This window comes from Streptomyces sp. NPDC001381 (assembly GCF_042895685.1).
Taxonomy (GTDB): Bacteria; Actinomycetota; Actinomycetes; order Streptomycetales; family Streptomycetaceae; genus Streptomyces.
Genome location: NZ_JBIAWO010000007.1, coordinates 129,114 through 152,383 on the forward strand (window position 1 = coordinate 129,114; position 23,270 = coordinate 152,383).

22 protein-coding genes are annotated in these 23,270 nt (G+C 72.8%); 10 read left to right on the forward strand and 12 right to left on the reverse strand.

What is annotated here, in order from left to right; genetic code table 11:
- Nucleotides 1-190 precede the first annotated feature (190 nt).
- On the reverse strand, nt 191-1,498 hold the full coding sequence (locus tag ACFY2L_RS28395) for a hypothetical protein (RefSeq protein ID WP_390823814.1): 1,308 nt from the start codon (nt 1,496-1,498) through the stop codon (nt 191-193).
- Nucleotides 1,499-1,655: 157 nt separating this feature from the next.
- Here ACFY2L_RS28395 and ACFY2L_RS28400 point away from each other — a divergent pair, with 157 nt between their 5' ends.
- Complete coding sequence (locus ACFY2L_RS28400) at nt 1,656-2,078, forward strand: DUF6325 family protein (RefSeq protein ID WP_390660612.1); 423 nt, start codon at nt 1,656-1,658, stop codon at nt 2,076-2,078.
- Between the two features lie 20 nt (nt 2,079-2,098).
- On the opposite strand, the gene ACFY2L_RS28405 is transcribed toward ACFY2L_RS28400, so the two are convergent.
- On the reverse strand, nt 2,099-2,470 hold the full coding sequence (locus ACFY2L_RS28405; protein WP_390660311.1) for a hypothetical protein: 372 nt from the start codon (nt 2,468-2,470) through the stop codon (nt 2,099-2,101).
- Nucleotides 2,471-2,673: 203 nt separating this feature from the next.
- Here ACFY2L_RS28405 and ACFY2L_RS28410 point away from each other — a divergent pair, with 203 nt between their 5' ends.
- Nucleotides 2,674-4,419, forward strand: coding sequence for a cation:proton antiporter (locus ACFY2L_RS28410; RefSeq protein WP_390660313.1), 1,746 nt, complete (start codon nt 2,674-2,676; stop codon nt 4,417-4,419).
- Nucleotides 4,420-4,789: 370 nt separating this feature from the next.
- Here ACFY2L_RS28410 and ACFY2L_RS28415 read toward each other — a convergent pair whose 3' ends face one another.
- The 5 genes from ACFY2L_RS28415 to ACFY2L_RS28435 form a co-directional block, all read right to left on the reverse strand.
- A complete protein-coding gene (locus tag ACFY2L_RS28415; RefSeq protein ID WP_390660314.1) occupies nt 4,790-5,344 on the reverse strand; it encodes a gluconokinase in 555 nt (184 codons plus the stop codon).
- Nucleotides 5,341-6,396, reverse strand: a complete 1,056-nt coding sequence (locus ACFY2L_RS28420) for a cytochrome d ubiquinol oxidase subunit II (protein WP_390823815.1) — start codon at nt 6,394-6,396, stop codon at nt 5,341-5,343. The genes ACFY2L_RS28415 and ACFY2L_RS28420 overlap by 4 nt, the downstream gene beginning before the upstream one ends.
- A complete protein-coding gene (locus ACFY2L_RS28425; protein ID WP_390823816.1) occupies nt 6,393-7,883 on the reverse strand; it encodes a cytochrome ubiquinol oxidase subunit I in 1,491 nt (496 codons plus the stop codon). Before ACFY2L_RS28425 ends, ACFY2L_RS28420 begins: the two co-directional genes overlap by 4 nt.
- Nucleotides 7,884-7,928: 45 nt before the next feature.
- A complete protein-coding gene (locus ACFY2L_RS28430) occupies nt 7,929-8,780 on the reverse strand; it encodes an SDR family oxidoreductase (protein WP_390660316.1) in 852 nt (283 codons plus the stop codon).
- A gap of 144 nt (nt 8,781-8,924) precedes the next feature.
- Nucleotides 8,925-9,350: a hypothetical protein gene (locus ACFY2L_RS28435; RefSeq protein WP_390660317.1), complete on the reverse strand. Its 426-nt coding sequence runs from the start codon at nt 9,348-9,350 to the stop codon at nt 8,925-8,927.
- Between the two features lie 120 nt (nt 9,351-9,470).
- On the opposite strand from ACFY2L_RS28435, the gene ACFY2L_RS28440 reads away from it, so the two are divergent.
- From ACFY2L_RS28440 to ACFY2L_RS28450, 3 genes are all read left to right on the forward strand, one after another.
- Nucleotides 9,471-9,755 (forward strand): SHOCT domain-containing protein, encoded by a 285-nt coding sequence (locus ACFY2L_RS28440; protein WP_390660318.1) that lies wholly within the window; start codon nt 9,471-9,473, stop codon nt 9,753-9,755.
- 34 nt (nt 9,756-9,789) lie between these two features.
- Nucleotides 9,790-10,380 carry a GNAT family N-acetyltransferase gene (locus tag ACFY2L_RS28445; RefSeq protein WP_390823817.1) on the forward strand — a complete coding sequence of 197 codons (591 nt, stop codon included), beginning with the start codon at nt 9,790-9,792 and terminating at the stop codon, nt 10,378-10,380.
- Between the two features lie 81 nt (nt 10,381-10,461).
- A complete protein-coding gene (locus tag ACFY2L_RS28450; RefSeq protein WP_390823818.1) occupies nt 10,462-11,031 on the forward strand; it encodes a DUF4232 domain-containing protein in 570 nt (189 codons plus the stop codon).
- 184 nt (nt 11,032-11,215) lie between these two features.
- On the opposite strand, the gene ACFY2L_RS28455 is transcribed toward ACFY2L_RS28450, so the two are convergent.
- Entirely contained in the window at nt 11,216-12,490 is a 1,275-nt protein-coding gene (locus tag ACFY2L_RS28455) for an MFS transporter (protein ID WP_390823819.1), read from the reverse strand.
- Nucleotides 12,491-12,572: 82 nt separating this feature from the next.
- Here ACFY2L_RS28455 and ACFY2L_RS28460 point away from each other — a divergent pair, with 82 nt between their 5' ends.
- The 3 genes from ACFY2L_RS28460 to ACFY2L_RS28470 all read left to right on the forward strand — a co-directional run bounded on the left by ACFY2L_RS28460 (nt 12,573) and on the right by ACFY2L_RS28470 (nt 15,103).
- Nucleotides 12,573-13,634 carry an ArsR family transcriptional regulator gene (locus ACFY2L_RS28460; protein ID WP_390823820.1) on the forward strand — a complete coding sequence of 354 codons (1,062 nt, stop codon included), beginning with the start codon at nt 12,573-12,575 and terminating at the stop codon, nt 13,632-13,634.
- A gap of 9 nt (nt 13,635-13,643) precedes the next feature.
- A complete protein-coding gene (locus ACFY2L_RS28465) occupies nt 13,644-14,159 on the forward strand; it encodes a glutathione peroxidase (protein WP_390660323.1) in 516 nt (171 codons plus the stop codon).
- Between the two features lie 74 nt (nt 14,160-14,233).
- Nucleotides 14,234-15,103, forward strand: coding sequence for a MerR family transcriptional regulator (locus tag ACFY2L_RS28470; protein WP_390823821.1), 870 nt, complete (start codon nt 14,234-14,236; stop codon nt 15,101-15,103).
- A 131-nt stretch (nt 15,104-15,234) separates the two neighbouring features.
- Here the strand turns inward: ACFY2L_RS28470 and ACFY2L_RS28475 are convergent, their stop codons facing one another.
- The 3 genes from ACFY2L_RS28475 to ACFY2L_RS28485 all read right to left on the reverse strand — a co-directional run bounded on the left by ACFY2L_RS28475 (nt 15,235) and on the right by ACFY2L_RS28485 (nt 17,577).
- Nucleotides 15,235-15,426 carry a DUF397 domain-containing protein gene (locus ACFY2L_RS28475; protein ID WP_390660325.1) on the reverse strand — a complete coding sequence of 64 codons (192 nt, stop codon included), beginning with the start codon at nt 15,424-15,426 and terminating at the stop codon, nt 15,235-15,237.
- A gap of 185 nt (nt 15,427-15,611) precedes the next feature.
- Nucleotides 15,612-16,469, reverse strand: a complete 858-nt coding sequence (locus ACFY2L_RS28480; RefSeq protein WP_390660326.1) for a helix-turn-helix domain-containing protein — start codon at nt 16,467-16,469, stop codon at nt 15,612-15,614.
- Nucleotides 16,470-16,818: 349 nt separating this feature from the next.
- Complete coding sequence (locus ACFY2L_RS28485) at nt 16,819-17,577, reverse strand: GPP34 family phosphoprotein (protein ID WP_390823822.1); 759 nt, start codon at nt 17,575-17,577, stop codon at nt 16,819-16,821.
- A 216-nt stretch (nt 17,578-17,793) separates the two neighbouring features.
- Here ACFY2L_RS28485 and ACFY2L_RS28490 point away from each other — a divergent pair, with 216 nt between their 5' ends.
- Together ACFY2L_RS28490 and ACFY2L_RS28495 are read left to right on the forward strand one after the other, a co-directional pair.
- Nucleotides 17,794-20,295, forward strand: coding sequence for a D-alanyl-D-alanine carboxypeptidase (locus tag ACFY2L_RS28490; protein WP_390823823.1), 2,502 nt, complete (start codon nt 17,794-17,796; stop codon nt 20,293-20,295).
- Nucleotides 20,296-20,465: 170 nt separating this feature from the next.
- On the forward strand, nt 20,466-22,379 hold the full coding sequence (locus ACFY2L_RS28495) for an MFS transporter (protein ID WP_390823824.1): 1,914 nt from the start codon (nt 20,466-20,468) through the stop codon (nt 22,377-22,379).
- Here the strand turns inward: ACFY2L_RS28495 and ACFY2L_RS28500 are convergent, their stop codons facing one another.
- The gene (locus ACFY2L_RS28500; RefSeq protein WP_390660330.1) at nt 22,380-23,219 is read right to left on the reverse strand and encodes a hypothetical protein; all 840 of its coding nucleotides are present in this window, start codon (nt 23,217-23,219) and stop codon (nt 22,380-22,382) included.
- Nucleotides 23,220-23,270: the final 51 nt, after the last annotated feature.

A 23,270-nucleotide genomic window follows, 5' to 3' on the forward strand; every position in this document is an offset into this window, starting at 1 on the left:
CACGGAAGACCGGCCCCACACAGCAGCCGCCGCCACGACAACCGGAACGGCCCCGCCGAACAACCCACCGCCCCCGGGGTCGGCCCGCCGCGCGACCACCCGTGCGGCCGGGGAAGCCGGGCCGCAGAGCAGCCGCCGGTGCGGCGGCCGGGAGGCGGCGCCGCCCCGTGGTCCCGGGCCCGGTCCGTGCTCAGTGTGCCGGGCGGTCGACGGGGTCGGTGTCCAGGAACTCGCGGATGCCGAAGGCGGCCAGCACGATCACGGCCGTCCAGAGCACGACCGCCATGGTCGGATAGCTCCAGGTGAACAGGACGATCGCGGCCACCACCAGGATCGCCGCCCCGATCCACGTCTTGAAGCGGTGCACGAACCGGCCCACCGGGCCGAGCCGCAGACCCGCCGAGACGGCCACGTCCCGCCCCGCGGCGATGCCCGTGCCGAAGAAGTGACGGGTGAGGACGGCGCCCCGGGAGGGACCGACGAAGAACGCGCCGAGGGCCGTCACGACGGCCAGCGCCCCGACCGCCCGCACGCTGGAACGCAGGAACCGCACCAGCGCGTCGTAGACCGCGCCCGCGGCGTCCTCGTTGGTGCCCGCGGGCAGGTGGTCCAGATACACCGCGCGGAAGACGGTGAGGGTCACGCCGAGGAGGACCATGGCGAGGAACACCCCGATCGCGGCCCCGATCAGCGCCCGCCGGCGATGGGACGCCAGGAACACGCCCCCGGCGGCGATCAGGACCGCGATGACCGGCAGCCAGTTGCCGACGATCTCCAGCACCCTCAGATACGACTTGATCTTGCCGACGTCCTTGCCCTCCACCACGACGAAGTCCGTGTGGACGTCCGGGATCTTCGACGCCACCGTCAGTCCCGCGTCGACCAGCCGTTGCTTCACCTGGGCCACGATGGGCGCGACGTCGATGGCGACCTGGTCGTCCTTCAGCGTCACGACACTGTCGGAGCTGCCCGTCAGGGCCTTGTCCACCGCGTCGTGGGCCCGGCGGTTGGCGTCCTCCCAGACCGTCGCGAAGGCGTCGCTGGACACCACGCGCATCACGGTGCCGCTCACCAGCTCCTTCAGACCGCTGGTGATGGGGCCGTCCAGGTCGCCGACGAGGCTCGCGATCCTGGGCGGCACGCCCTGCTGTTTCGCCGCGTCGCTCAGCTCCGCGACCAGGCCGTCCACGTCGATCTGCTGGAGCACGGCGTCGGTGACCCGGGTGGTGACGGCCTGCTGGACGGCGGGGTCGGAGGCCAGCGGCGCCACGGTGGCGACGTAGCGGTCGGTGTCCCGGACGATGCTGTTCGCCCAGACCGCGACCACGGCGAGCAGGGCCAGCACGGACGCCAGAATGATCAGCAGACAGGAGCCGAGCGCCCGCAGCCGGTGCTTCGGCTCGTGCCGGGCGCCCTCCAACTCGCTGATCCTGCGCCGCAGTTCCTCCAGCTCACCGTCCCGTGGCCGGCCGGGCGGGGGTCCGTTGCTGACTGTCATGTCTTCGAGGGGAACCCGGCGCCGACCGCCGTGCGAGCCGGGAAGGGCCGGTGGGGTGACGTGCGCCCGGGTGCGACGGCCCGGGACCGGTGCTGCAATGGCAGTCGGGGGCCCGCGAGCACCAGAGGTGACCACCGTGAGCGAGCAATTCGACGAGATGGGACCCATCGACTACGTGGTGGTGGAGTTCCCCGGCAACCGTATGACGGGCGAGGGCTTTCCGCTGCTGGTCGATCTGGTGGACCGCGGCATCATCCGCATCCTGGACCTGATGTTCATCAGGAAGGAAGAGGACGGCTCGGTCACCGCCCTGGAGATCGCCGACCTCACCGGGGACGGCAAGCTCGACCTCGCCGTCTTCGAGGGCGCCCACTCCGGTCTGCTGGGCCAGGACGACCTGGAGGAGGCCGCCGCGGCCGTCGAACCCGGCAGCTCCGCCGGACTGCTGGTCTACGAGAACCTGTGGGCGGCGCCCTTCGCCACCGCCCTGCGGCACAGCGGCGCGCAGCTGGTCGCCTCCGGACGCCTGCCCGTGCAGGCGATCCTCGCCTCCCTCGAGGCGGCCGAGGCAGCTACCTGAGCGGGATGCCGCCCCGGGGCTCAGCCGCCCCCGCCCACGACGGAGTAGCTGAGCCAGGGCGTCTGGCCGGGCGTGAACTCGACGGACATCTGCGTCCCGAGATAGAAGCTCTCGCCGCCGGTTCGGCCGCTCTGGTCGTCGCCCGCCTTGGTCAGCACGCAGTCGTCGTTGGCGTAGAGCCGGATGTCGCTGACCGTGTAGTTGGTCACCTGATGGGCGCCGCCCGGCATCTGGTGGCAGTCCTCGTCGGACGGGCTCTGGATCTTCACCACCCGCTTGGCCGGGGTGGTGTACTCGATCGTGCCCATGGCGTTGTGCTCCGTACAGCCCGCGGCGGCGAGCACGAGAACGACGGCTCCGGCCCGCCGGCCGGCGCGGCTACGACAGATCATGGCGGCGAGTCCTCGTCTGTGCGGGAGGTCAACGGATTCTGCGGGTCGAGCGGGTCCTGCGGGTCAAGCGGGTTGTGCGGGTCCATCGGGTCCATCGGGTCCTGCGGGAAGCCCGAGGCCTCTTCAGCCCAGGCTGCCGTGACCCGCCGTCCGCGTCATCCGGGGCGGGCCCAGTCGGCTGAATCCCCCAGGGCGCACCGGCGGTGACGACCGACCAGGTGTTCACCGGCCTGGCCCTGATCGTCGTACTGGCGGTGGGCTCGCAGGTGCTGGCGAGCCGGCTGCGCGTCCCGGCGCTGATCCTGCTGCTGCCGGCCGGCTTCACCGCCGGCGCCCTCACCGACGACGTCGACCCCGAGCGGCTGCTGGGCAGCACCTTCTCGCCCCTGGTGTCCCTCGCCGTCGCGGTGATCCTCTACGACGCCGGTCTGGGCCTGGACCTGCGCCGGTTCGCCTCGCACACCCGCCGGGTGGTGCTGCGGCTGCTGTGGTTCGGCGTGCCGGTCACCTGTCTCTCGGCCGCGCTCCTCGCCGCCCCGCTGCTCGGGATGTCCCGGGGAGCGGCGCTGATGCTGGGCGCGATCGTGGTCGTGTCCGGACCGACGGTGGTCGGCCCGCTGCTGCACTTCGTGCGCCCCACGGACCGCGTCCAGCGGATCCTCGTCTGGGAGGGGTCACTCATCGACCCGGTGGGCGGCGTCCTGGGCGCGCTGGTCTTCCACGCGGTGGCGGCCGGCGGCCTCCACGGCTTCGGCAGCCGGCTGGGCGCGTTCCTGCTCAGCACGGCGGTCGGCGTGGTGGGGGGCGCGGTGGGGGCGGCCGTACTGGTCCTGCTGCTGCGCCGGCTCCGGCCGGGCGAGGTGCTGGGTACGACGATGCAGCTGGCGGCGGTGGTCGGGGTCGCCGCCGGCTGCGACGTCGCCCGTGACGACACCGGGCTCATCGCCGCCGTCCTGATGGGCCTCGCCGTCGCCAACCTGCCCGGTGTCGACGTGCCGGCGCGCAGGCCCTTCTTCGAGACCCTCGTCCAGCTCGTCATCGGGCTGCTGTTCGTCTCCATCTCCGCCACCGTGACCCCGCACTCGCTGCGGCACGTCGTCCTGCCGGCGCTCGGGATCGTCGCCGTGCTCGTCCTGGTGACCCGGCCGGTGGTGGCGCTGGTCGCGTCCGTGCGCACGGATCTGACGCGCGGGGAGCGGGGCTTCGTCGGGTGGATGGCGCCCCGGGGCATCGTGGCCGCCTCCACCGCCTCGACCTTCTCGGCGGCGCTGGTGGACGAGCGGGTCGGCGGCGCGTCGAAGATCCTGCCCGCCGCCTTCGTGGTGATCGTGGCGACGGTCACGCTGTACGGGCTGACGGCCGCGCCCATGGCACGACGGCTGCGGGTGGTGCGTTCGGCGCGCTCCCGTCCGCTGCTGGTGGGCGGTGCTCCCTGGGTGGTCGACCTGGGGCTGGCGCTGCGGTCGGCGGGGCTGGAGGTGGCCCTGTGGGCGGGCCGGGAGGACGAGCGGGAGCGGATCACCGCCGCCGGCCTCGACCTCGCCCCGGGGGAGCTGTTCGCGGCGGCCACCGGGGCCGGCGCCGAACTGGAGGGCCTCACCGGGGTCCTGCTGCTGACCGAGGAGGACGACTTCAACGCGCTGGCCGCCACGAACCTGGCCGGCCGTGTCGAGGGCCCGGTCCATCGTCTGGCGCCGCCCGTCGACAGCGAGGGCGTCGTCGCCCCGTACTCCGGCGGCCAGGTGCTGTTCGGCGCGGACCTGACCGGAGCGGAGCTGACCCGCCGTTACGCGCGGGGCGCCCGCGTCCGCCCCCACCCGGTGACGGGCCCCCTCCCCCACGGCACCGAACTCCTCTTCCTGGTCCGCCCCGACGGCCGCCTCCTCCCCGCGACCCGCACGACCACCCCCACCCCGAGGAACGGCGACGTGGCGGTACTGCTCGGCTGAAGCCCCCTCCCCACAGGCCCGCCTACGACCGCGCTCGCTCATCCCGACACCTGACGAGGACGCCCTCCCCCGCCAGAGCTCCCCCGCGAACACCCCGACGACCGCCCCTCACCCCCACCGCCCCACGACCGGCCCTCTACGAGGCCCCCTCACGCCTGAACCACCACGCCCACCGCCCCTCCCCGGCGGCGCACCCCGAACACGGCCCCACGACAGGGACACCCACGAGAACGCCCACCCGGTCAGCACCAGGACGCGGCCGGCCTACCGGACCCCACGACCACCACCCCGCGCCCCGGTCCCGCGCCCCGGTCCCGCGCCCCGGTCCCGCGCCCCGGTCCACACGAGGACGCCCCCCGACAGGCCCCCTTCAGCCCTCCCCGCCTCCGTCCCCACCGCCCCCGTCCCCACCGCCACCCCCACCCCGGCCGAAGTCCGCGAGTGCGGAGCGGGCCCGGGTCAGGGTGGTCGGGAGGGGGGTGGTGGCGTCGAGGGTCGTGCCGGGCTCGTCCGGGGTCAGGGGCTCCAGGGTGTCGAACTGGGAGTCGACCAGTTCGGCCGGCATGAAGTGCCCGGTGCGTGCCGCAACCCGTCGCCGGGCGGTGTCGCGGTCCAGGGCCAGGTGCAGACACCAGACGCCGGGCGCGGCGGACCGCAGTACGTCGCGGTAGCGGCGCCTGAGCGCCGAGCAGGCCACCACCAGCCCCCCGCCGGCCTCGGCGGCCGCGTGGATGCGGTCGGCGAGGACGCGCAGCCACGGCTCGCGGTCCCTGTCGTCCAGGGGCTGCCCGGCGCGCATCTTGGCGACGTTGGCGGCGGGGTGGACCGCGTCGCCGTCCAGGAACGGCATGCCGAGCGCGTCGGCGAGCGCGGCGCCGACCGTGGACTTCCCGGAGCCCGACACGCCCAGCACCACGACGATCACGTGGGCCCCCCGGGACCGTCCCCGGGTGCCGCCCTGCGCAGGTCGGCGTCGGTGAGGGGCCGCAGGGCGCCCTGGGTGTCGAGGCGGTAGAGCAGCACGAGGGGCGGCCCGACCAGCACCACCGCGATCAGGGTGACCAGGGCCAGCCAGCGCAGCGTCGTCGAGGCGCCCGCCGCCTGGGCGACGGTCAGCGAGGTCGGGAGGAGATACGGCCGCTGGGCGACCCCCCACGCGGCGACCACGAGGGCCACCGCGGCGGCCGCCGTGACCCGCGCCCACCCGGTGGCGAGGCGGTACAGGAGTCCCGCGGTGGCGAGCGCGCAGGCCACCGCCAGGAGCACCAGTACCAGCCCCGCCCCGCCGGTGAGACCGTCGTACACGTACGGGGCGTCGTCCCGCGTCACGCCGAGTCCGACGCCCGCCAGGACGGCGATGACGCCGAGGCTGCCCCAGGCCCGCAGCCGGAAGTACCCGACGAGCGCGCGCTCCCCGTAGCGGCGGGCGTCGGCGGTGAGGAACACCGCGCCGAGGAAGGCGGTCGCCGCGACGGTGAGCAGGCCCGCGATCACGGACGTCTTGTTGGACCACGCGTCGGCCGACGCCGGCGTCCCCGGGGTCACCCGGCCGGTGACCAGGCCGCCGACGACCGTGCCGAAGAAGAAGGGCGTCAGCAGGGAGGAGACCGCGAACGCGGCCCCGTAGACCCTGCGTCCGGCGAGCCGCCGGGTCGGTTTGCGCAGGGCGAAGCCCGCACCGCGCAGGACCAGGCCCACGGCCGCGAGGGCCAGCGGGAGCCACATCGCCGAGAAGATCGTCTGGAACAGGACCGGGAAGCCCGTCCACAGGACGACCAGGATGAAGATGAGCCAGACGTTGTTGGCCTCCCAGACCGGCGCCATCGCGTGGTCGACCAGCCCGCGGGTCCGTTTCCCGCGCTCGGCGCCGCCGGCCATGAGGTCCCAGAACCCGGCGCCGTAGTCCGCTCCCCCGGCGCAGGCGTAGGCGGCGACCAGGACCAGCAGCACCCAGGCGATCAGGTCGGCGACGCTCATCCCCCGGCTCCGTTGCCGGGTGGCGGCGTCCGGTGGTCCGGCGTCGGGTGCGCGGGCCCGCCGCCGCCGACGCGGGACAGGGCGCGCGGCCCGTAGGGGATGTCGCTCTCCGGCCCCTCCGGTACGACGTCCCCGCCGGCGTCGGCCTCCCGCCAGCGGGCGCTCATCTTCCGTACGACCGTGAGGAACGCGGCGAAGGCGCCAGCGTACACGACGACCACGATCCCGAGCATCGTCCACAGCCCGTAGGCATGCGTTCCGGTGACCGCCTCCGACACCCGCATGTGCTGGTACACGATCCAGGGCTGACGGCCCACCTCCGTGGTGACCCAGCCGCACTCGACGCACACCAGGCACGCCGCGCCGGCGACGGCCGCGCACCGCAGGAACCAGCGCGACCGGGGCAGGTCGCGGCGGCGCAGCCAGGACCAGCCGTACCAGAGCGCGAGCAGGATCAGCAGGCTGCCGAGCGTCACCATGATGTCGAACGCCCAGTGCACGAGAGTGGCCTGGGCGGCGGTCGGCCGGGTGTCCGCGGGGACGGCGGTGAGCCCCGGCACCTTCGTGGCGGGGCTGAAGCCCGCGAGGATCGAGTCCAGTTGAGGGATCTTGATGCCTCCCGAGATGCTTCCGTCGGAGTGCAGCCGTCCGAACATGTACTCCGGCACATGGGTGCCGGTCCGCCAGACGATCTCCATGGCGGAGAACTTCACCGGCTGCTTGTGGAAGACGGCGCGGGCCAGCGAGTCCCCCAGCATGAACTGGACGGGGGTGAGGACGGCCGCGACGGTGAACGGCACGGTGAAGCCGAGCCGGTGGTAGCGGTCCCGGCGTCCGCGCAGCAGGCCGACGGCGTACACGCCGGCCACGCAGTACGCGGCGGTCATGTAGGCGGCGCCCAGGAAGTGCCAGTACTCGGGGCCGAAGATGGGGGTGAAGATCGCCCGGCGCACGTCGACGCTCGCCGGTCTTCCCGAGGCGTCGAGGGTGAAGCCCCGGGGGGTGTTCATCCACGAGTTCGCGGCGATGATCCCGAACGCGCCGAGCAGCGCGGACGCGCACAGCGGGACGCCGACCCAGAAGTGCGGCCACGGGCGGAGCGTGCGCCAGCCGTACAGGTAGACGGCGAGGAGGACGGCCTCCAGGAAGAAGGCCCAGGCCTCGATGCCGAAGGCGAGTCCGAAGACGTCGCCCCAGCGCCCCATCATGCCGGGCCACAGCAGCCCGAACTCGAACGACAGTACGGTGCCGGTGACGATGCCGATGGCGAACTGCACGGCCATCACCGCGGACCAGCGGCGGGCGAGCCGCAGCGCGGCCTCGTCGCCCCGGCGCAGTCCGCGGTGGTGCATCAGCAGGGTGAGGAACGGCAGGGCGACGCCGAAGGGCACCAGCAGGATGTGGGAGGCCAGGGTGAAGGCCATCAGTTCGCGTGCGGGCAGCAGTTGGGGCGGGGTGGCCGCCAGGACGTCGATCGCGTGGGTCACGCGGGGCCTCGCTGGTCGTCGGGACGGGCGGGGGTACGGAAGGTGTCAGCCGCCCGTGGCGAAGCCGGGGAACAGCGTCATGCCGCCGTCCACGTAGATCGTGGTGCCCACGACGTAGTCGAGCAGGTCCGAGGCCAGGACGGCGACGGCGTTCGCGATGTCGTCGGGGTCGCCGACCCGGCGGTAGGGAATGAGCCGCAGCAGGTCGGCCTCGGCCTCGGGGGTGTCCCAGGCATCGCGGTTGATGGGGGTGCGGATGGCTCCGGGGGCGACCGCGTTGACCCGGATGCGGTGCGGGGCGAGTTCCTGCGCGAGCGTCGCCATCAGCATCAGCACCCCGCCCTTGGACGTCGCGTAGTTCGCGTGTCCGGACCAGGGGATGAGCTGGTGCACCGAACTCATGCAGATGATCTTCCCGGCGGCCCGCGAGACCTCCGGGACGACGCCCCGGCGCAGGAACTCCTTGGTGGCCTCGCGCGCGCACAGGAACTGGCCGGTGAGGTTGACGTCCAGCACCTTGTGCCACTGGTCCAGCGTCATGTCCGTGATGGGCGCGTCCCGCTGCAGGCCCGCGTTGGCCACCATCACGTCGATGGTGCCGAACTCCTCGACCATCCGGGCGACCATGCCGACGACCTGGTCCTCCTGGGAGACGTCCGCCTCGTGCGCGTACGCCCGGACCCCGAACCCCTCGATCTCGCGGACCACGTCCTCGGCGGCGTCCCGGCCGGCGACGTAGTTCACCACGACGTCGGCGCCGACCCGCCCGAGTGCGACGGCGGTCGCCCTGCCGATACCGGAATTGGCGCCGGTGACGAGGGCTTTCTGCCCCTTCAGCAGAGGAAAGGGGATCGGCGCGACCGGCTGAACATCCGGACTGCCGCTGCTGGTCGCCATCGATGTCTCCCTACGGGTGCACCCCCGTCGGCCGGGGAAAGTCCACCCTCAACGAAAACACCGCGGGGACACGACGGCCCGGCGACGCGTGCCCCGGCTGCCCGTGCGGGTGACGGCCGGGGCCGAACGGCGCAATGCCGTGCTTCAGGCTCTGGCGTCCTTGCTGGGTCCGACGCACAGCGCCCACATCACGAAGCCGTCGATGACGATCAGCATGATGGCCCAGAACGGGTACCAGGGCAGCCACGCGAAGTTGGCGATCATGGACAGTCCGGCCAGGGCGATACCGACGACACGCGCCCACATGGCGCCGCTGAACAGCGCGATGCCCGCCAGCGTCACCACGATGCCGAGCACGAGGTGCAGCCAGCCCCAACCGGTGAGGCTCCACTGGAAACTGAAATTCCTGGTGGTGACGAACACGTCGTCCTCGGCTATGGCGGCTATTCCCTCGAATATCGCCATGACGCCGCCGAACACCATCATGATCGCGGCGAACAGAGTCCAGCCGGATACGGCCATTCCACCGCGCGCGGTGCCCTGCGACATTCCTGTGCGTTGCGTAGCCATTTCGAGCTCCTTCGACCCGGGGCAAAAACGCATTTCCAGCCTGCCACGAATTGCGGTCCCCGGCAGATCAGCGGGAACCGTGCTCCAATGGAGGTACCGTCCGGGTGAAAGGAGATCGCCATGCCAGGTCTTCTTCGCGGTGTCGCCCGCACCGCGGTGGTCGCGGGAACGGCGACCGCGGTCTCCAACCGAGTGTCACGCCGCCAACAGGGCCGCTGGGCCGCCCAGGAGGCCGCTCCGGCCTACCAGGAACCCCAGGCCCCCCAGCAGCCTCCGCAGACCACGCCCCTCGCCGACGACATGAGCAGCAAGATCGACCAGCTCAAGCAGCTCGGCGAGCTCAAGGCCCAAGGCGTCCTGAGCGAGGCGGAGTTCGAGGAGCAGAAGCGCAGGCTGCTCGCCTGACGGCCGGGCCGCCGGCGCCGCGTACGATCGACGGATGCCACCCACCACGGTCGTGCTCCGGGCCGACGCGAGGCCCGGCGCCCCCGCTCTCAGCCTGCGCCCCTGGCGGCCGGAGGACGTCGCGGACCTCGTCGAGGCCTTCCGGGATCCCGTCCTGCGGCGCTGGGGCAGCGTGCCCGCGACCGACGGGCCCGGCGTGGCGCGGTGGCTGGAGAAGCAGCGGGCGGACTGGGAGGCCGGCGAGCGGTTCGCCTTCGCCGTGCTGGAGGCAGGACCGGTGCCGGAGCAGGGGCGGCTGGCGGGCCACATCGTCCTCAAGGACGTCGCGGCCGGCGAGCCGAGTGCCGAGGTGGGGTACTGGACCGCCGCCCACGCGCGCGGCAGGGGCGTGGCACCGCGTGCCCTTGAGGCCCTCACCCACTGGGCGTTCGACACCTTCGCCGAGGCCGGGCTGAACCGCCTGGAACTCCTCCACCAGGCCGACAACGAGGCGTCGTGCCGGGTGGCCGGGAAGGCGGGCTACGCCTTCGCCCGCACCCTGCCCGCCGCGCCGCCCGCCTTTCCGCTCGACGGCCATCTCCACGTACGTTTCGTCACCGGTCCGTCACAGGACGTCACCCGGTAGAACCCCGCGTCCCCGCCCGCCCGTCTGCGCCGGTGGGGGCCGGCGAGGGCAGGTCCCGCCGGAGCGACCTCGGGGGACGATATGCGGTACGGCATCCACAGGACGGCGTCGGTGGTGCTCGCGGTCTCGGCCGCGCTGGTGGTGACGGGGTGCGAACCCGGTGACGCGGGGGCGGACCCGGCCGGCCCGGCTCCGGCCTCGGGGGGTGCGCCCGTCTGTTCCGCCGGCAGTCTCGAGGCCGCGGCCCGGCAGGCCGCCGAGCGGCCGGACGGCACCGGGACCGGCGCGGCGGTCGTGGCGTTCACCAACACCTCCGGCGCCTCCTGCGTCCTTCGGGGCCACCCGACGGTCGCGGGCGCGGGCAACGGATCCCCGGAGCACAACCGCCCCCTGAAGGTGACGCCCAGCGGTACGGCGACCCCGGTGACGGTGGCGCCGGGCGGGACGGCCTGGGTGAAGCTGACCTTCGTACAGGTCCAGGGAGAGGGCGACGGCTCCTGCGCGTCGGGCGCGGACCCGGTCACGTACCCGACGACGGTCGTGGGGCTGCCGGGTTCGGGTTCGTACCAGGTCGCCCTGGACGACGGCGAGTTCGCGGAGTGCGACGACACGGTGACGGTCACCCCCGTCTCCGCGGTCGAACCCGCCTGACCGCGCCGATCCGCGCGACGGGCGGGCCGTGCGGACCGCGCTCACCGAGCGGGGCGGCCGGCTCGCCCCGGAGCATGACGCCGCGTGCGGCCGTGTCGCGACGCCCCCCCCTCGCGGCCGAACGCGCCCCCCTGCCCGCGCTCCTCGCCCACGTGGTCCTCGGCAGCAAGGTGACCGAGGTGTTTCACCGGCCCGGAGAGCGGAGCCTGAGCGCTCCGCCCGACGTGCCGTGATCCGCGCTCGACCGTGCGCGGCGGCCTGACCGGTCGCCTGCTCCGCCCTGCCCCTTCCGGGTGCCGCCGGAGCCCGTCCGGGCCGCCACGGCCAGCGCCACCGTCACCACGGCCGACGTCAGCGCCATCACCGTCATCGCGGCGCCCGGAGAGGTGAGTTGGGCCATCCCGCCCGCCAGCGCCGCGGCCGTCCCCTGGAGGGTGAGCATCCCGGCGGAGTGCAACCCCAGTGCCTGTCCGCCGAGTTCGGCGGGGGTGAGGGACATCAGGCGTTCCTGCTGGACCAGGCTCGCGCCGAAGCCGACGGAGGCGAGGGCCGCGCAGGCGGCGGCGAGGGGAGGAGCGGGGCGCAGGGCGAAGAAGAGGTACGGGACGGCCAGGAGCAGCAGCAGAGGAGTCGCCGCCCGGGCCCGTACGGCCGGCGGGAGCAGGCGGCCCACCGTCACGTCACCGGCCAGCATCCCCAGCGCCGCGCACGCGAACAGCGTGCCCGCCGATCCGGGCGCGTACGGCACGAACAGGGCCTCGCAGCCCACGACCAGGCCGTTGGGCACCCACAGGCCGAGATAGGTGAGACGGCGGGGACGGGAGGACCACAGCACGGCGTTGGTGCGCCAGGTGGCGGCGGCCGAGGGGCGGCCCGCCGCGCGCGGCGGGCGGGCGGTCAGGCCGAGGCGGGCGAGCAGGGCGGCGACGGCGTGGAGCAGGGCGGCGAGCAGCAGCACGGGGCGCGGGCCCAGGGCGGCGATCAGGGCCCCTCCGGTGGCGTACCCCGTGACCTGGAGGAGCCCGTGCATGACGTTGAAGAGCGAACGCCCCGGCAGATAGCCGCCTGCGCTCAGGATCTCGTTCAGCAGTCCCCAGCGGACGCCCCCGCCGAGCGAGTCGATCAGGCCCTGGAGGAGGACGACGGCGAGGACGCCGTACACCGGCAGCCCGGGCAGGGCCAGCAGGGTGGTGGTGACGGCGAAGGCGAGGGACAGGCCGGCCAGGGTCGCCCTCGGGGGCAGCCGGTCGGCGCCCGAGAGCAGCACGGTCGCACCCAGCACCTGGGCCAGTGACGGCCCGAACATGCTCACGGCGGAGAGCAGCGGGGAGCCGGTGGCGCGGTAGACGAGGGTGGCGAGGGCGAGCCCGCTCACCGTCGAGGCGGCGGTGTGGGCGGCGGAGGAAAGGAACAGAGGGGTGAACTCGGGGGTGCGCAGGAGCTGTCGGTAGCCGGTCATGGCCGGAGTCTCCGGCGGCCCCGCGGCGGGTCATCATTGTTTCGCGGACACGCGAAACCTCGTGCGCGCGGAAGGAGTTGCCGTGGGCTGGTGGCAGGTCAACGCGGACACCCTCGCCCGCAGCCGGTTCGTGCTGTCGCCGCTCGCCGAGACCTTCGCGAGCCTGAAGCTGCTGCACGCGGGGTCCGGGACGCATCCCGGCGAGCACGCCTGGCTGCGAACCCATCTGCCCGGCTACCGCGCCGGGTTGGCGGCCGACCCGGTGACCGCGCTGCTGGTCCGCGCCGGGCTGGGGAGGAGCTGGATCGCCGACTTCCTCACTCCGACCCCGCACGCCGGGGAGACCTTCGAGCAGGGCGTGGCCCGGGTGCGGGCGGCGGACCCGGCGGACGCCCGCGCGCATCTGCGGATGTCCCTCGCCGGCCCGCTGCCCGCCGCCCTGGACCGCGACGACCTGCCCGAGCGGGCGGCCGCGCTGCTGGAGTACGTGTGGGAGACGGCGGTACGGCCGTCCTGGGAGCGCCGACGGCATGTGCTGGAAGCCGATGTCGTCGCGCGGACCGCGCAGGTCGGCAAGGGAGGCTGGGCGGCGGTGCTGGACTCTCTCCGGCCGGGGACGCGGTGGCTCGGGGAGAACCGGTTCCAGGTCAACACCCATGAATACCCGCCCCGCGAGATCTCCGGCGCCGAACTGGTCCTCGTGCCCGTCACCCCGACGGCGGGGTGGGTGTCGTGGGAGGGGCGGGAGCGGTACGCCGTCGTGTACCCGTGCGCGGGGGCGCTGGCCGGGGACGACCGGGAGCGGGCCGCGCCGGCGGCCCTCGGCGCCCTGCTGGGTCCGGCACGGGCGTCGGTCCTGGTGCTGCTCGGCCAGGGGCCCCTGAGCACGACCCAGCTGGTCGCCCTGACCGGGCAGCGGCTGGGTTCGGTGGGCCGGCATCTGCGGGTGCTGCGGGACGCGGGGCTGGTGGAGCGGCGGCGGGCGGGGCGGTCGGTGCTGTACTCGCGGACCGGCGCGGGGGAGGTGCTGGTGGGCGCTTCCGATCCCGGGAGCGGCCCGGTCCGGCCGTCGGGGCCGCGGGTCGTGCGGCCCGTTCCGTCACCTGCCCCGGGCACCGCACGGGACTTTCGAAACACCCCCTAGCATCCACGCATGACTACTGATGCCGTGTCCTCCTCCCCCCTCGACGTCGAGATCGCCGCTCTCCGGGGCGGCTCCGCGGAGCTGTCGCAGTACGCGGGCCAGGTGGTGCTGATCGTGAACGTGGCCTCCAAGTGCGGGCTGACCCCGCAGTACACGGGCCTGGAGCGGCTCCAGGAGCGGTATGCCGCCCAGGGCTTCACCGTGCTCGGGGTGCCGTGCAACCAGTTCCTCGGGCAGGAGCCCGGCACCGCCGAGGAGATCGCGGAGTTCTGCTCGGCGACGTACGGCGTGACCTTCCCGCTGACCGAGAAGGCCGAGGTGAACGGGGAGGGCCGGCACCCCCTCTACGAGCGCCTCGTCGGCTTCGCGGACGCGGAGGGCCACGCGGGCGACATCCGCTGGAACTTCGAGAAGTTCCTCGTCGGCCGCGACGGGACCGTCGTCGCCCGCTTCTCCCCGCAGACCGAGCCGGAGGCGGCCGAGGTCGTGTCCGCGATCGAGGCGCAGCTCGGCCGGACCGCTTGACCTTGCCCCCGGGGCAAGGCGGAGTCTCCTCGTCGCCGGGCGGAGAAGGCCGCCCGGCGACGGAGGTCGGCCAGGTGAACGTACGGAACGACGACGAGCTGCTCACCATCGGTGTGTTCGCCGCACGGGCCCGTCTGTCGGCCAAGGCGCTGCGGCTCTACGACCGGCTGGGCCTGCTGGCCCCGGCGCACGTCGACGAGGTCAGCGGCTACCGCTACTACCGGGCCGCCCAGGTGGACCGCGCCCGGCTGGTGGCGATGCTGCGGCAGCTCGACATGCCGCTCGCGCGGATCGCCGAGATCGTCGGCACCCCGGTGGGCGCCGAGGCCGGGGACCGGCTCGCCGCCTACTGGGGCGAGGTCGAGGCCCGGTTCGCCGCCCAGCGCACGCTCGCCGCGTACCTCCGTGGACGGCTGTCGGGGAGGAGCTCCGAGATGTACGAGAAGTTCGAGATCGCCATGGCCGAGGTGCCCGCGCGGGTGGTCGTCACCGAGACCCGGCACACCCTCGCGGACGAGCTGCCGGCCTGGATCCCGGCCTCGCTGGGCCGCCTGGAGGAGGCGGCCGGGGAGTGCGGGGGCAGCATCGGCGCGCCGTTCGTCGTCTACCACGCCGAGGTCTCCATGGAGAGCGACGGACCGGCCGAGGCGTGCGTGCCCGTCGCCGACGAGGCGGCGGCCCGGGCGTGGGCGGCCGCGCAGGGGCGGGGGCGGCACGTCGAGGCGCGGGTGGAGCCGGCCCGGCGGCTGGCGTACACCCGGATCACCAAGGCACAGGTCGCCCATCCGCAGATCATCGCCGCGTTCGAGGCGGTGGAGGCATGGATGAAGCGGGAGGGCTGGGAGTACGACGGCCCGTGCCGCGAGATCTACTTCGCCGAGTGGGACACGGCGGGCCCGGAGGACCCGGTGTGCGACGTGGCGTTCCCGGTGAAGCGGGCCTGACGGAGGCCGGCCGCGCCGGGGTACGGGCCGAGCCCCCTCGGCAAGGACGGCGATCTTGTCGAGAGGGCTCTGTCGGTGGCTGTGCGGTGGTCCGCCGGTAACGGGGGCGAGGCTCAGAAGACTCCGTGCCCCTACCCCTTCACCGACGCCACGAAGGCGTTCCACACGCCGGCGTCGAAGGCCAGCTTGGGACCCTCGGGGATCTTGGTGTCCCCGAGCTCCAGCGTCTCTTCGACGGTCGACCTGACCATCACACAGGCGCCGTTGCCGTTGGTGTAGGAGGACGTGGTCCACGTGTCCGTGGCGCCCAGACGAATTGCCATGGTTGCTCCGTTAGCCAGTTGGCGAGTCACGGTTTTGCGCCAACGTCGGTGATCGTTGGCGTGATCGACGCTACTCGCCCACACCGCTGACCGGAGGAGCCATTCACTCGACCGAATGGCATATTCCAGGTGAGTCTTCCAGTCGAGCGTGTCAGCGGTGTACTATGCGCGACCGCGCGCGGAGGTCATCGCGCGTATTCCTTCGCCAGGTCGTCGATGACCCGCCGCGAGTGCTCCACGTTCAGCGCCTGCGCCCGCAGGTGTTCGTACATCACGGAGTACTGCTGGACGTCGTAGGCCTTCTCCAGATAGAGGTCGCTCGTCACGCCCTCGATGTACACCACGCTCGAGTCGGACGCGTCCGCGAACTCCAGGATCGTGTACTGGCCGTTGAGACCGGGGTGCGCGCCGACCTCGAACGGCAGCACCTGCACGGTGACATGCGGCAGCCGCGACATCTCGGCGAGATGCTCCAGCTGCTCACGCATCACCAGCCGGCTGCCGACGACCCGGCGCAGGGCGGCCTCGTCCAGCACGACCCACAGGCGCAGCGGACTGTCGCCGGTGGTGATTCGTTCCTGCCGCCGCAGACGCACCTGCACCCGCTTGTCGACCTCGGCCTCCGGCCGCTCGGGCAGCGACCCCCGGATGATGGCCTCGGCGTACGAGCGGGTCTGCAACAGGCCGGTGACGGTCTGGGGTTCGTACACCCGCAGCGACTCCGCGTCGGTCTCCAGGCCGATGTACACGCTGTAGGGAATGTCCCCGAAGGCATGCCACCAGCCCTGCTGGCGGGAGTCCTTCGCCATTTCCATCAGCGATTCGACCATCCGCTGGTCCTCGACCTCGTAGACTCCGCACAGATCACGCACATCGCGCTGGCTGATGCTGCGCCGGCCGTTCTCCAGACGGCTGATCTTCGACTGGGACACGAGCAGGCGCTCGGCGACCTGTTCGGCCGTCATGCCCTTCTCCTCACGGAGTCGGCGCAGCTCCTGGCCCAACCGGCGTCGCCTGACCGTGGGATTGACATTGGACGTCACGGGACGCGCACCTCCGGCTGCATGCCTGTAGTTGACACTTTGCGTATCTGCTGTTCAGCAGACTGCCACCAAGGTGCTTCGTACCGCTGGAAAACGGTGGATATGCGGCCGGTACACGTCAGTTCGGGTACCGCCCGCCGCGGCGCGCGGACCTCGCCGGATCCGGGCGCCCGGCCCGGTGCGCCCCCGGCGTGCGCCCCCGTACATGCGTCCGCGCGGGGCGGCGGACCGGGTGTCGCGACGGACACACGGCTTCACCACCCCGCGCGGGCCGCGGCGGCTCCCGAACGGGTCTTACGGGCCTTACGGGTCTTACGAGTTGCGTGCGGACGGGTCGTGGAACTGCGGCTCAGTGCGCCACGACACGCGCCATGGGGCCGCGGTGCGGCTGTGCCGGAACACCACGGGCCGGTTCCGGTACGGGCCTGCCACCCGGTCCTGCCTGCCGGCCGGCCGGAGCGGCCGGACCGCGGCGCGGCTGGGCCGCCGCGCCGTTCTGGACGTCCATCACGGCGTGCGCGACGAGACCGCCCATGGGGTCGTGCCTGATCAGGTCCCGCAACCGGGAGCGGGACGAGCGCCCCTCGTTCCCCGGGTACAGGTGCTTGCCGAGGCCGACCGCGTGCGCCAGTGCGGCGAGCGCCGCGGTCCGCGGGTCCGGCGGAACGCCGGTGCGGATCGCGGAGTCCAGCCGGGCCCTGATCTCCCGGCTGATCTCGGTGTCCGTCGCCTGGTAGCGAGTCGTCGGCAGCACCCCGCACATCTGGCCCGCCACGGCATGCACCATGCCGCACCGCTCCAGATGCGAGAGGTAGGTCTGGCGGAGCCCGAGACGCGGCCCGCCGATCCAGTGGACGGCCCGTACGGGAGCGCCACGCCTTCGCAGCAACTCCAACGCGCAGTCCAAAGTCGGATCTCCAGTCGGCCGTGGGGACACCACGGCGATACGATCCCCGTCAGGGGCTATCCGTCCGGCCAGCGCCAGCTCCACTAGCTGTGCTCCGGCCAGACCAAGGTCGAGCGACTGCGGCTGTGCGGTGGTACCCGTGGTCGGGTCCAACGCCAGCAGAAGAAGCTCTTCCGGAATCGTTCTGCGGCTCCTGCCCATCCATGCCTCCCCGCGTGGATGAATGACAGGGTGACCCCTCTCACATTGGTCTGTCGAGGGTGCGTGACCTGTTTGTAGTGGAACCAGTAGGTATGTCGTTCTCGTCTACCGCAGGAGCCGAGCCCTCTGCACAGGACACTGGTACATGGTTCGGACAACGCTCTGAGGCGGGTCCCGGGCGGGCGTTCACGGTTCGACAGGCACAAGGAGGCATCGGTGGCGGGCGAGTCCCCCGACAGGTCGAAGCAGCGCGAGTCGTCGGCGGAACCGACGTCGGGGAGTGCGGGCACGGTTCCCGAGGCACGCGAGCCCCGTGATCCCCGGGTCGCGGTGGCCCGGGACAGCGGGGCCTCGGCTTCGGAATCCGCCTCGCGGGGCGGTGTGGACACCGCGACGCGGGTGTTCTCCGTACGGGAACTGGAGATCGAGGATCCGGAGGACGCGAGCGCGAAGGCCGACGGGGCCGGGGGCGACGCGTCCGAGGCAGCCGGCGGGCCGGACGGCTCCGAGGGCGTGAAGGGTGCCGGGGAAGGCGCTGAGAGCCCCTCTGAGGCCTCCGACGCCTCCGGGGACGCCGGGAGCCCCTCCGAGGCCGCGGAGGACGCCGAGCCCGACCCGGACGCCTCCGGGGGCCCCGAGGCCTCCGAGGAGGCCGGCGACGACGCCGGCGACACCGACGGCGGCGCGGAGGGGCGGTCCGAGGATGCCGCCGCCGACGCCGACGACGCCCCGGAATCCGAGCTGGCGTCAGATGCCAGGTCCTCCGCCAAGCCCGCCCCCAAGTGGGCCTCCCGGGACGACGCGGACGACACGGACGACGCGGACGTTGCCGACGACGAGGGCGCCGCGGGCGAGACCGGCGACGAGGACAGGACGACGGACGGAGAGGACAAGAAGCGGGAGAAGGAGGAGAAGGAGGAGGACGGCGACAAGCGGGACGAGGCCGCCGAGTCCGACGACTCCCCCGCGTCCCCCGCGTCCGACCGCTCCCCCGTCGACCAGCCCACCGCCATCTTCAAGGCCCCCCGGCCCAAGCCCACCATCGACCAGCCGACCACCATGCTGAAGCTGGGCGATGCGGCCAGGCCCAAGCCGGCGCCCGAGGACGAGCCGGCGGACGACCGGCCGGCCGCGGACAAGCCAGAAGCCGCCGAGGCCGCCACGGACAAGACCGACGCGGGCAAAGCCGCCGTGGGCAAGGCCGCCACGGACAGGACCGACGCGGACAAGACCGCCGCGGACAAGGCGGCCGAGAACCGGACCGGCACCCGGGCCGACGCGGACGACGCCGGGTCCGAGGCCGCCCCGCCCGCCGACCGGACCAGCAGGTTCGTCGCGCTCAAGCCGCTCGACGAGCCCCGGCCGCCGAAGGCCGCGGCGGACGTCACCGCGCTCGTGCCCCAGGTCGGCCCCGAGCGGACCACGCAGCAGCCGCTGCCGCCGAAGCCCCCGCTGGACCTGCTGGCGGAGCTGACGAACACCCCGCCGCCCCCGCCGACCCCGCTGCGCACCCTCGGCCGGCGGATCAAGATCTGGACGCCGCTGCTCATCCTGCTGGTGATCGTCTTTGCGATCGTGCAGGCCGTCCGCCCGCTGCCGGCGACCTCGCTGACGCTCACCGCGAAGGACTCGTACACCTTCGAGGGCGGCAAGGCCTCCCTCCCCTGGCCGAGCGAGGGCCAGGGCGCGATGGACGTCAACGGCATCGGCACGATGGACTCCTTCGGCGAGGAGAAGCCCGTCGCCATCGGGTCCGTCGCCAAGGCGATGACCGCGTACATCGTGCTCAAGGACCACCCGCTGAAGGCCGGCGAGGAGGGCCCGGGCATCACCGTCGACGCCCTCGCCGAGAAGGAGGGCGGCTACTACGAGGACGGCGAGTCGACGCTGGCCACCGTCAAGGAGGGCGACAAGCTCACCGAGAAGCAGGCCCTCTCGGCGATCATGATCCCGTCGGCGAACAACATCGCCCGGCTGCTGGCCCGCTGGGACGCGGGCTCCGAGGCGGCGTTCATCAAGAAGATGAACACGACCGCCAAGGAGCTCGGGATGACGAACACCACGTACACCGACGCCTCCGGCCTGAAGGAGACCACCGTCTCCACCGCCGCCGACCAGGTGAAGCTGGGCAACGAGCTGGTGAAGATCCCCGCCCTGGTGGAGATCACCAAGCTGCCCGAGTGGACCGACCCGTCCGGGACGAAGCACCGCAACTACAACACGCTCGTCCCCTACGACAACGCCATCGGGATCAAGACCGGCTCCACCACCGCGGCCGGCGGCAACCTGCTGTTCGCCGCGACCAAGGAGGCCGGCGGCGAGACCGTCACCGTGGTCGGCGCGATCCTCGGCCAGCACAAGGTTCCGATCATCGACACGGTCAACGCGGTCAGCAAGACCGCGCTGCTCGCCGCCCAGGACGCGATCACCTCGGCGAAGATCCTGAAGAAGGGCGACGTCGTCGGATACGTCGACGACCAGCTCGGCGGCCACACCCCGGTCGTCGTCACCAAGGACGTCCCGGCGGTCGGCTGGGCCGGGCTGACGGTGAAGCTGTCGTTCGCCGCGGACGACGTCCCGCACACGGCGAAGGCGGGCACCCGGGTGGGCACGCTCACCGTCGGCGACGCCTCCGGCGGCGCGGTCGAGGTGCCGGTCGCCCTGCAGAGCGACCTGGCCGAGCCGGGCTTCCCGGACAAGCTGACGCGTCTCGGCTGAACCGCCGGACGCGTCCGTACCTCTCACCACCCCGCCGGGCAGCCGCTCGGCGGGGTGCGTGCTAGCGTCGCGAAACGGGACAGGTCGCCGGTCGCGAGGACACTGCCGTGCGGCGGACGCGAACGGGACGCGGCCGAGAACAGAAGACGGGACACGGGGAGTGCCTTCAGGTGGCCACTGCGGAGCCGACACGCGCCGACGACACCGGTCCGGGCCCGGACACCGGCCCGCGCATCGAGCTGCCCGCACCCCAGTCCGGTGACCACGACCATGACCCGCACGACGCGATGACGGCCCCGACGAAGGCCTCGGGGCGGGCCGCCGCGCCGCAGGACCCGGCGAAGGCGGGGCCGCGCGCCGTGCTCGACCGCCTCGGCGGCCTCCTCCGCCGGCACCTCGTCCTCTCCGTCACCGCGCTGTCCGGCATCCTCCACCTCATCTGGTTCTTCACGTTCGCGAACAGCGGTGGCGACCTCGCGGCGCAGGACGCCTGGGCCGAGTTCGTCGGCCGTCACCCCGACTCCGCGTACAACCTCGCCTGGTACGGCGGAATGCACCCGGTGTCGTACAGCGTCGTGTCGCCGTACCTGATGTCGGTCCTCGGTGTCCGTACGACGATGATGATCGCCGGGACCCTGTCGGCCGGCCTCCTCACCCTCGTCCTGCTGCGCTGCCGTCCCGTGAAGAACCCGGTGTGGCCGGCGCTCGCGGGTGTCTTCGCGCTCCTGTGCAACGCCGCGTCCGGCCGCGTGACCTTCGGCCTCGGCAACATGTTCGCGCTGGCCGCCGTGGCCGTCGTGTTCTGCTGGCCGTACCGCTGGCGCTACAAACGCTGGGCGAAGGCGCTGTGCGCCGCCCCGCTCGCCGCGCTCGCGACGATGGGCTCGCCGGTGGCGGGCCTGTTCGTGGGCATCGTGGCCGTGGCCCTGTTCCTGCAGAAGCGGCGGCCGGGCGCCTGGGCCCTCGGGCTCGCCCCGACCGCCGTCGTCGCCGTCTCCGCCTGGCTGTTCCCCTTCTCCGGCACCCAGCCGATGTCCTTCGGCTCGGCGTCCCTGCCGCTGCTGTTCTCGGCGGTCGTGTTCGCCGTCGTCCCGCGCGACTGGAGGACCGTACGGATCACGGCCGCGGTGTACGGGCTCGGCGTGCTGCTGGTGTGGCTGATCAGCTCCCAGATCGGGTCCAACATCACGCGTCTCGCGATGCTGTTCGCGGGTGTGGTGCTGATGGCCGCGCTGCCGTTCGCGGTGCCGCGCAGCCGCAAGTGGTACGTCATCGTCCTGGCGTCGGTCGGGTTCGCCGGCTGGATCGGCTTCAAGTCGGTCGACGACGTCATCCGTACGACCCCGGCGGCCTCCTGGGCGCGCGAGCTGGCGCCGCTGGTCAACGAACTCCAGGGGGTCGGCGCCGAGAAGGGCCGCGTCGAGGTCGTACCGGCCCGCTCCCACCGTGAGGCCTCCGCGCTCGCGCCGTACGTCAACCTGGCCCGCGGCTGGAACCGCCAGGCCGACATGGAGCGCAACCCCCTCTTCTACGACGACACGCTCAACTCGGCGAACTACCACGAGTGGCTCCAGCGCTGGGCCGTGCACTTCGTCGTCGTCCCCAGGGACGCGCTGGACGGAGACGGCGGTGAACGGGAGCGGGAGCTGGTGCAGCGCGGGCTGCCGTATCTGGAGCAGATCTGGGGCGACGCCAACTGGCAGCTGTTCCGGGTCACCGACCCGGCGCCGCTCGCCGAGCCGCACGCGATCGTGGAGCGCGCCGAGCAGGGCGAGATGACGATCGACGTGAAGAAGGCGGGCCGGATCACGATCCGCATCCCGTACTCGCCGTGGCTGAGCGTCGTCGACGCGGAGGGCAGGAGCCTCCGGGCCCCGCAGGAGACGGAGGCCTCCAAGGACCGCGCCGAGGGCGAGCCCAAGTCGTACACCAACCCCAACGGCTGCCTCTACGAGACGGAGGAGGACCCCCAGGGCGACAAGTGGACGGTTCTGCTCGCCCCGAAGGCCGGCACCTACCGGCTGGCGGCCCCCTACCAGCTGCCCCGCGGCACCCCGTGCCCGGACGAACTGAAGCAGCCCTGATCAGCGCAGCCGGTCGACGTACCGGTCCGTGCCCGGCACCGTCGGGATGAACGGGGCCACCAGTTCCGCCCGGCCCAGGCCCGCTTCCGCGACCGCTTCTCCCAGGTCCGCGAAGTGGGTCTGCCAGCACTCCCTCGGGTCCGTCTCCAGGAACCACAGCAGGGTCAGCCGGGTGTCGACGCCCTCGACCTGCTTGACGTAGGTCATGCGGTCGCCGGGGAGAGGGGTCGGACGGAAGACGGTGACCAGGGCGGCCGGGGAGCCGGCGAGGCGTCGGGGGAGGTGGCGGGTGCGCAGCCACTCCAGGAGTGCCGGGCGCTGTTCGGGGGTGTCGGTGTCGATGACCTCCAGCACGAGGCCCGCGTAGGGGTGGTCGAGGGCGTGGTGGTCCCTCGGCCCCGCCGCCCCGTCCCGGTAGACCGTCGCCTCGTGGTCCTGGAACGCGGTGAAGACGTGGGTGCGGTCCTGGTAGACCCGGGCGTCCCGGTTGAGGCGCTTGTTGATCGCGACCGTCCACCTCATGTGGTCGTCGTAGCGTCCGTCGGTGATCCAGTACGTGGAGAGGTAGCAGCCGGCGGTGACGGGCCGGGCGACCGCCGACTTCTCGGGGTGGCGCAGGAGTTGCAGATCCCGGGTGGCGACCCATCTGCGTCCCGCGTACATCCAGGGCATGGCCATCGCGCCGGCGTAGTAGTGGTCGTCCTCGTACCAGCGGTTGTAGGCGTACTCGTGGCCCGGGTGCGGTTCGACCAGGGTGATCAGGGCGTGGCCGGGGCGGACCCCGTACGGTCCTACGGCGGCCAGTTCGGCGTATGTCTCGCTGCGGGTCTCCTCGCTCACGCGTCTTCCCCTTCCTCGGTGACCGGACCATACTCTGACGCTCCGTCAGGT

Bases quoted from the DNA above. Each gene is read 5' to 3' on its own strand.
- ACFY2L_RS28395 (WP_390823814.1), bottom strand. From the start codon at position 1,498: ATGACAGTCAGCAACGGACCCCCGCCCGGCCGGCCACGGGACGGTGAG.
- ACFY2L_RS28400 (WP_390660612.1), top strand. From the start codon at position 1,656: ATGGGACCCATCGACTACGTGGTGGTGGAGTTCCCCGGCAACCGTATG.
- ACFY2L_RS28405 (WP_390660311.1), bottom strand. From the start codon at position 2,470: ATGATCTGTCGTAGCCGCGCCGGCCGGCGGGCCGGAGCCGTCGTTCTC.
- ACFY2L_RS28420 (WP_390823815.1), bottom strand. From the start codon at position 6,396: ATGAGCGTCGCCGACCTGATCGCCTGGGTGCTGCTGGTCCTGGTCGCC.
- ACFY2L_RS28430 (WP_390660316.1), bottom strand. From the start codon at position 8,780: ATGGCGACCAGCAGCGGCAGTCCGGATGTTCAGCCGGTCGCGCCGATC.
- ACFY2L_RS28435 (WP_390660317.1), bottom strand. From the start codon at position 9,350: ATGGCTACGCAACGCACAGGAATGTCGCAGGGCACCGCGCGCGGTGGA.
- ACFY2L_RS28440 (WP_390660318.1), top strand. From the start codon at position 9,471: ATGCCAGGTCTTCTTCGCGGTGTCGCCCGCACCGCGGTGGTCGCGGGA.
- ACFY2L_RS28445 (WP_390823817.1), top strand. From the start codon at position 9,790: ATGCCACCCACCACGGTCGTGCTCCGGGCCGACGCGAGGCCCGGCGCC.
- ACFY2L_RS28450 (WP_390823818.1), top strand. From the start codon at position 10,462: ATGCGGTACGGCATCCACAGGACGGCGTCGGTGGTGCTCGCGGTCTCG.
- ACFY2L_RS28455 (WP_390823819.1), bottom strand. From the start codon at position 12,490: ATGACCGGCTACCGACAGCTCCTGCGCACCCCCGAGTTCACCCCTCTG.
- ACFY2L_RS28465 (WP_390660323.1), top strand. From the start codon at position 13,644: ATGACTACTGATGCCGTGTCCTCCTCCCCCCTCGACGTCGAGATCGCC.
- ACFY2L_RS28475 (WP_390660325.1), bottom strand. From the start codon at position 15,426: ATGGCAATTCGTCTGGGCGCCACGGACACGTGGACCACGTCCTCCTAC.
- ACFY2L_RS28485 (WP_390823822.1), bottom strand. From the start codon at position 17,577: ATGGGCAGGAGCCGCAGAACGATTCCGGAAGAGCTTCTTCTGCTGGCG.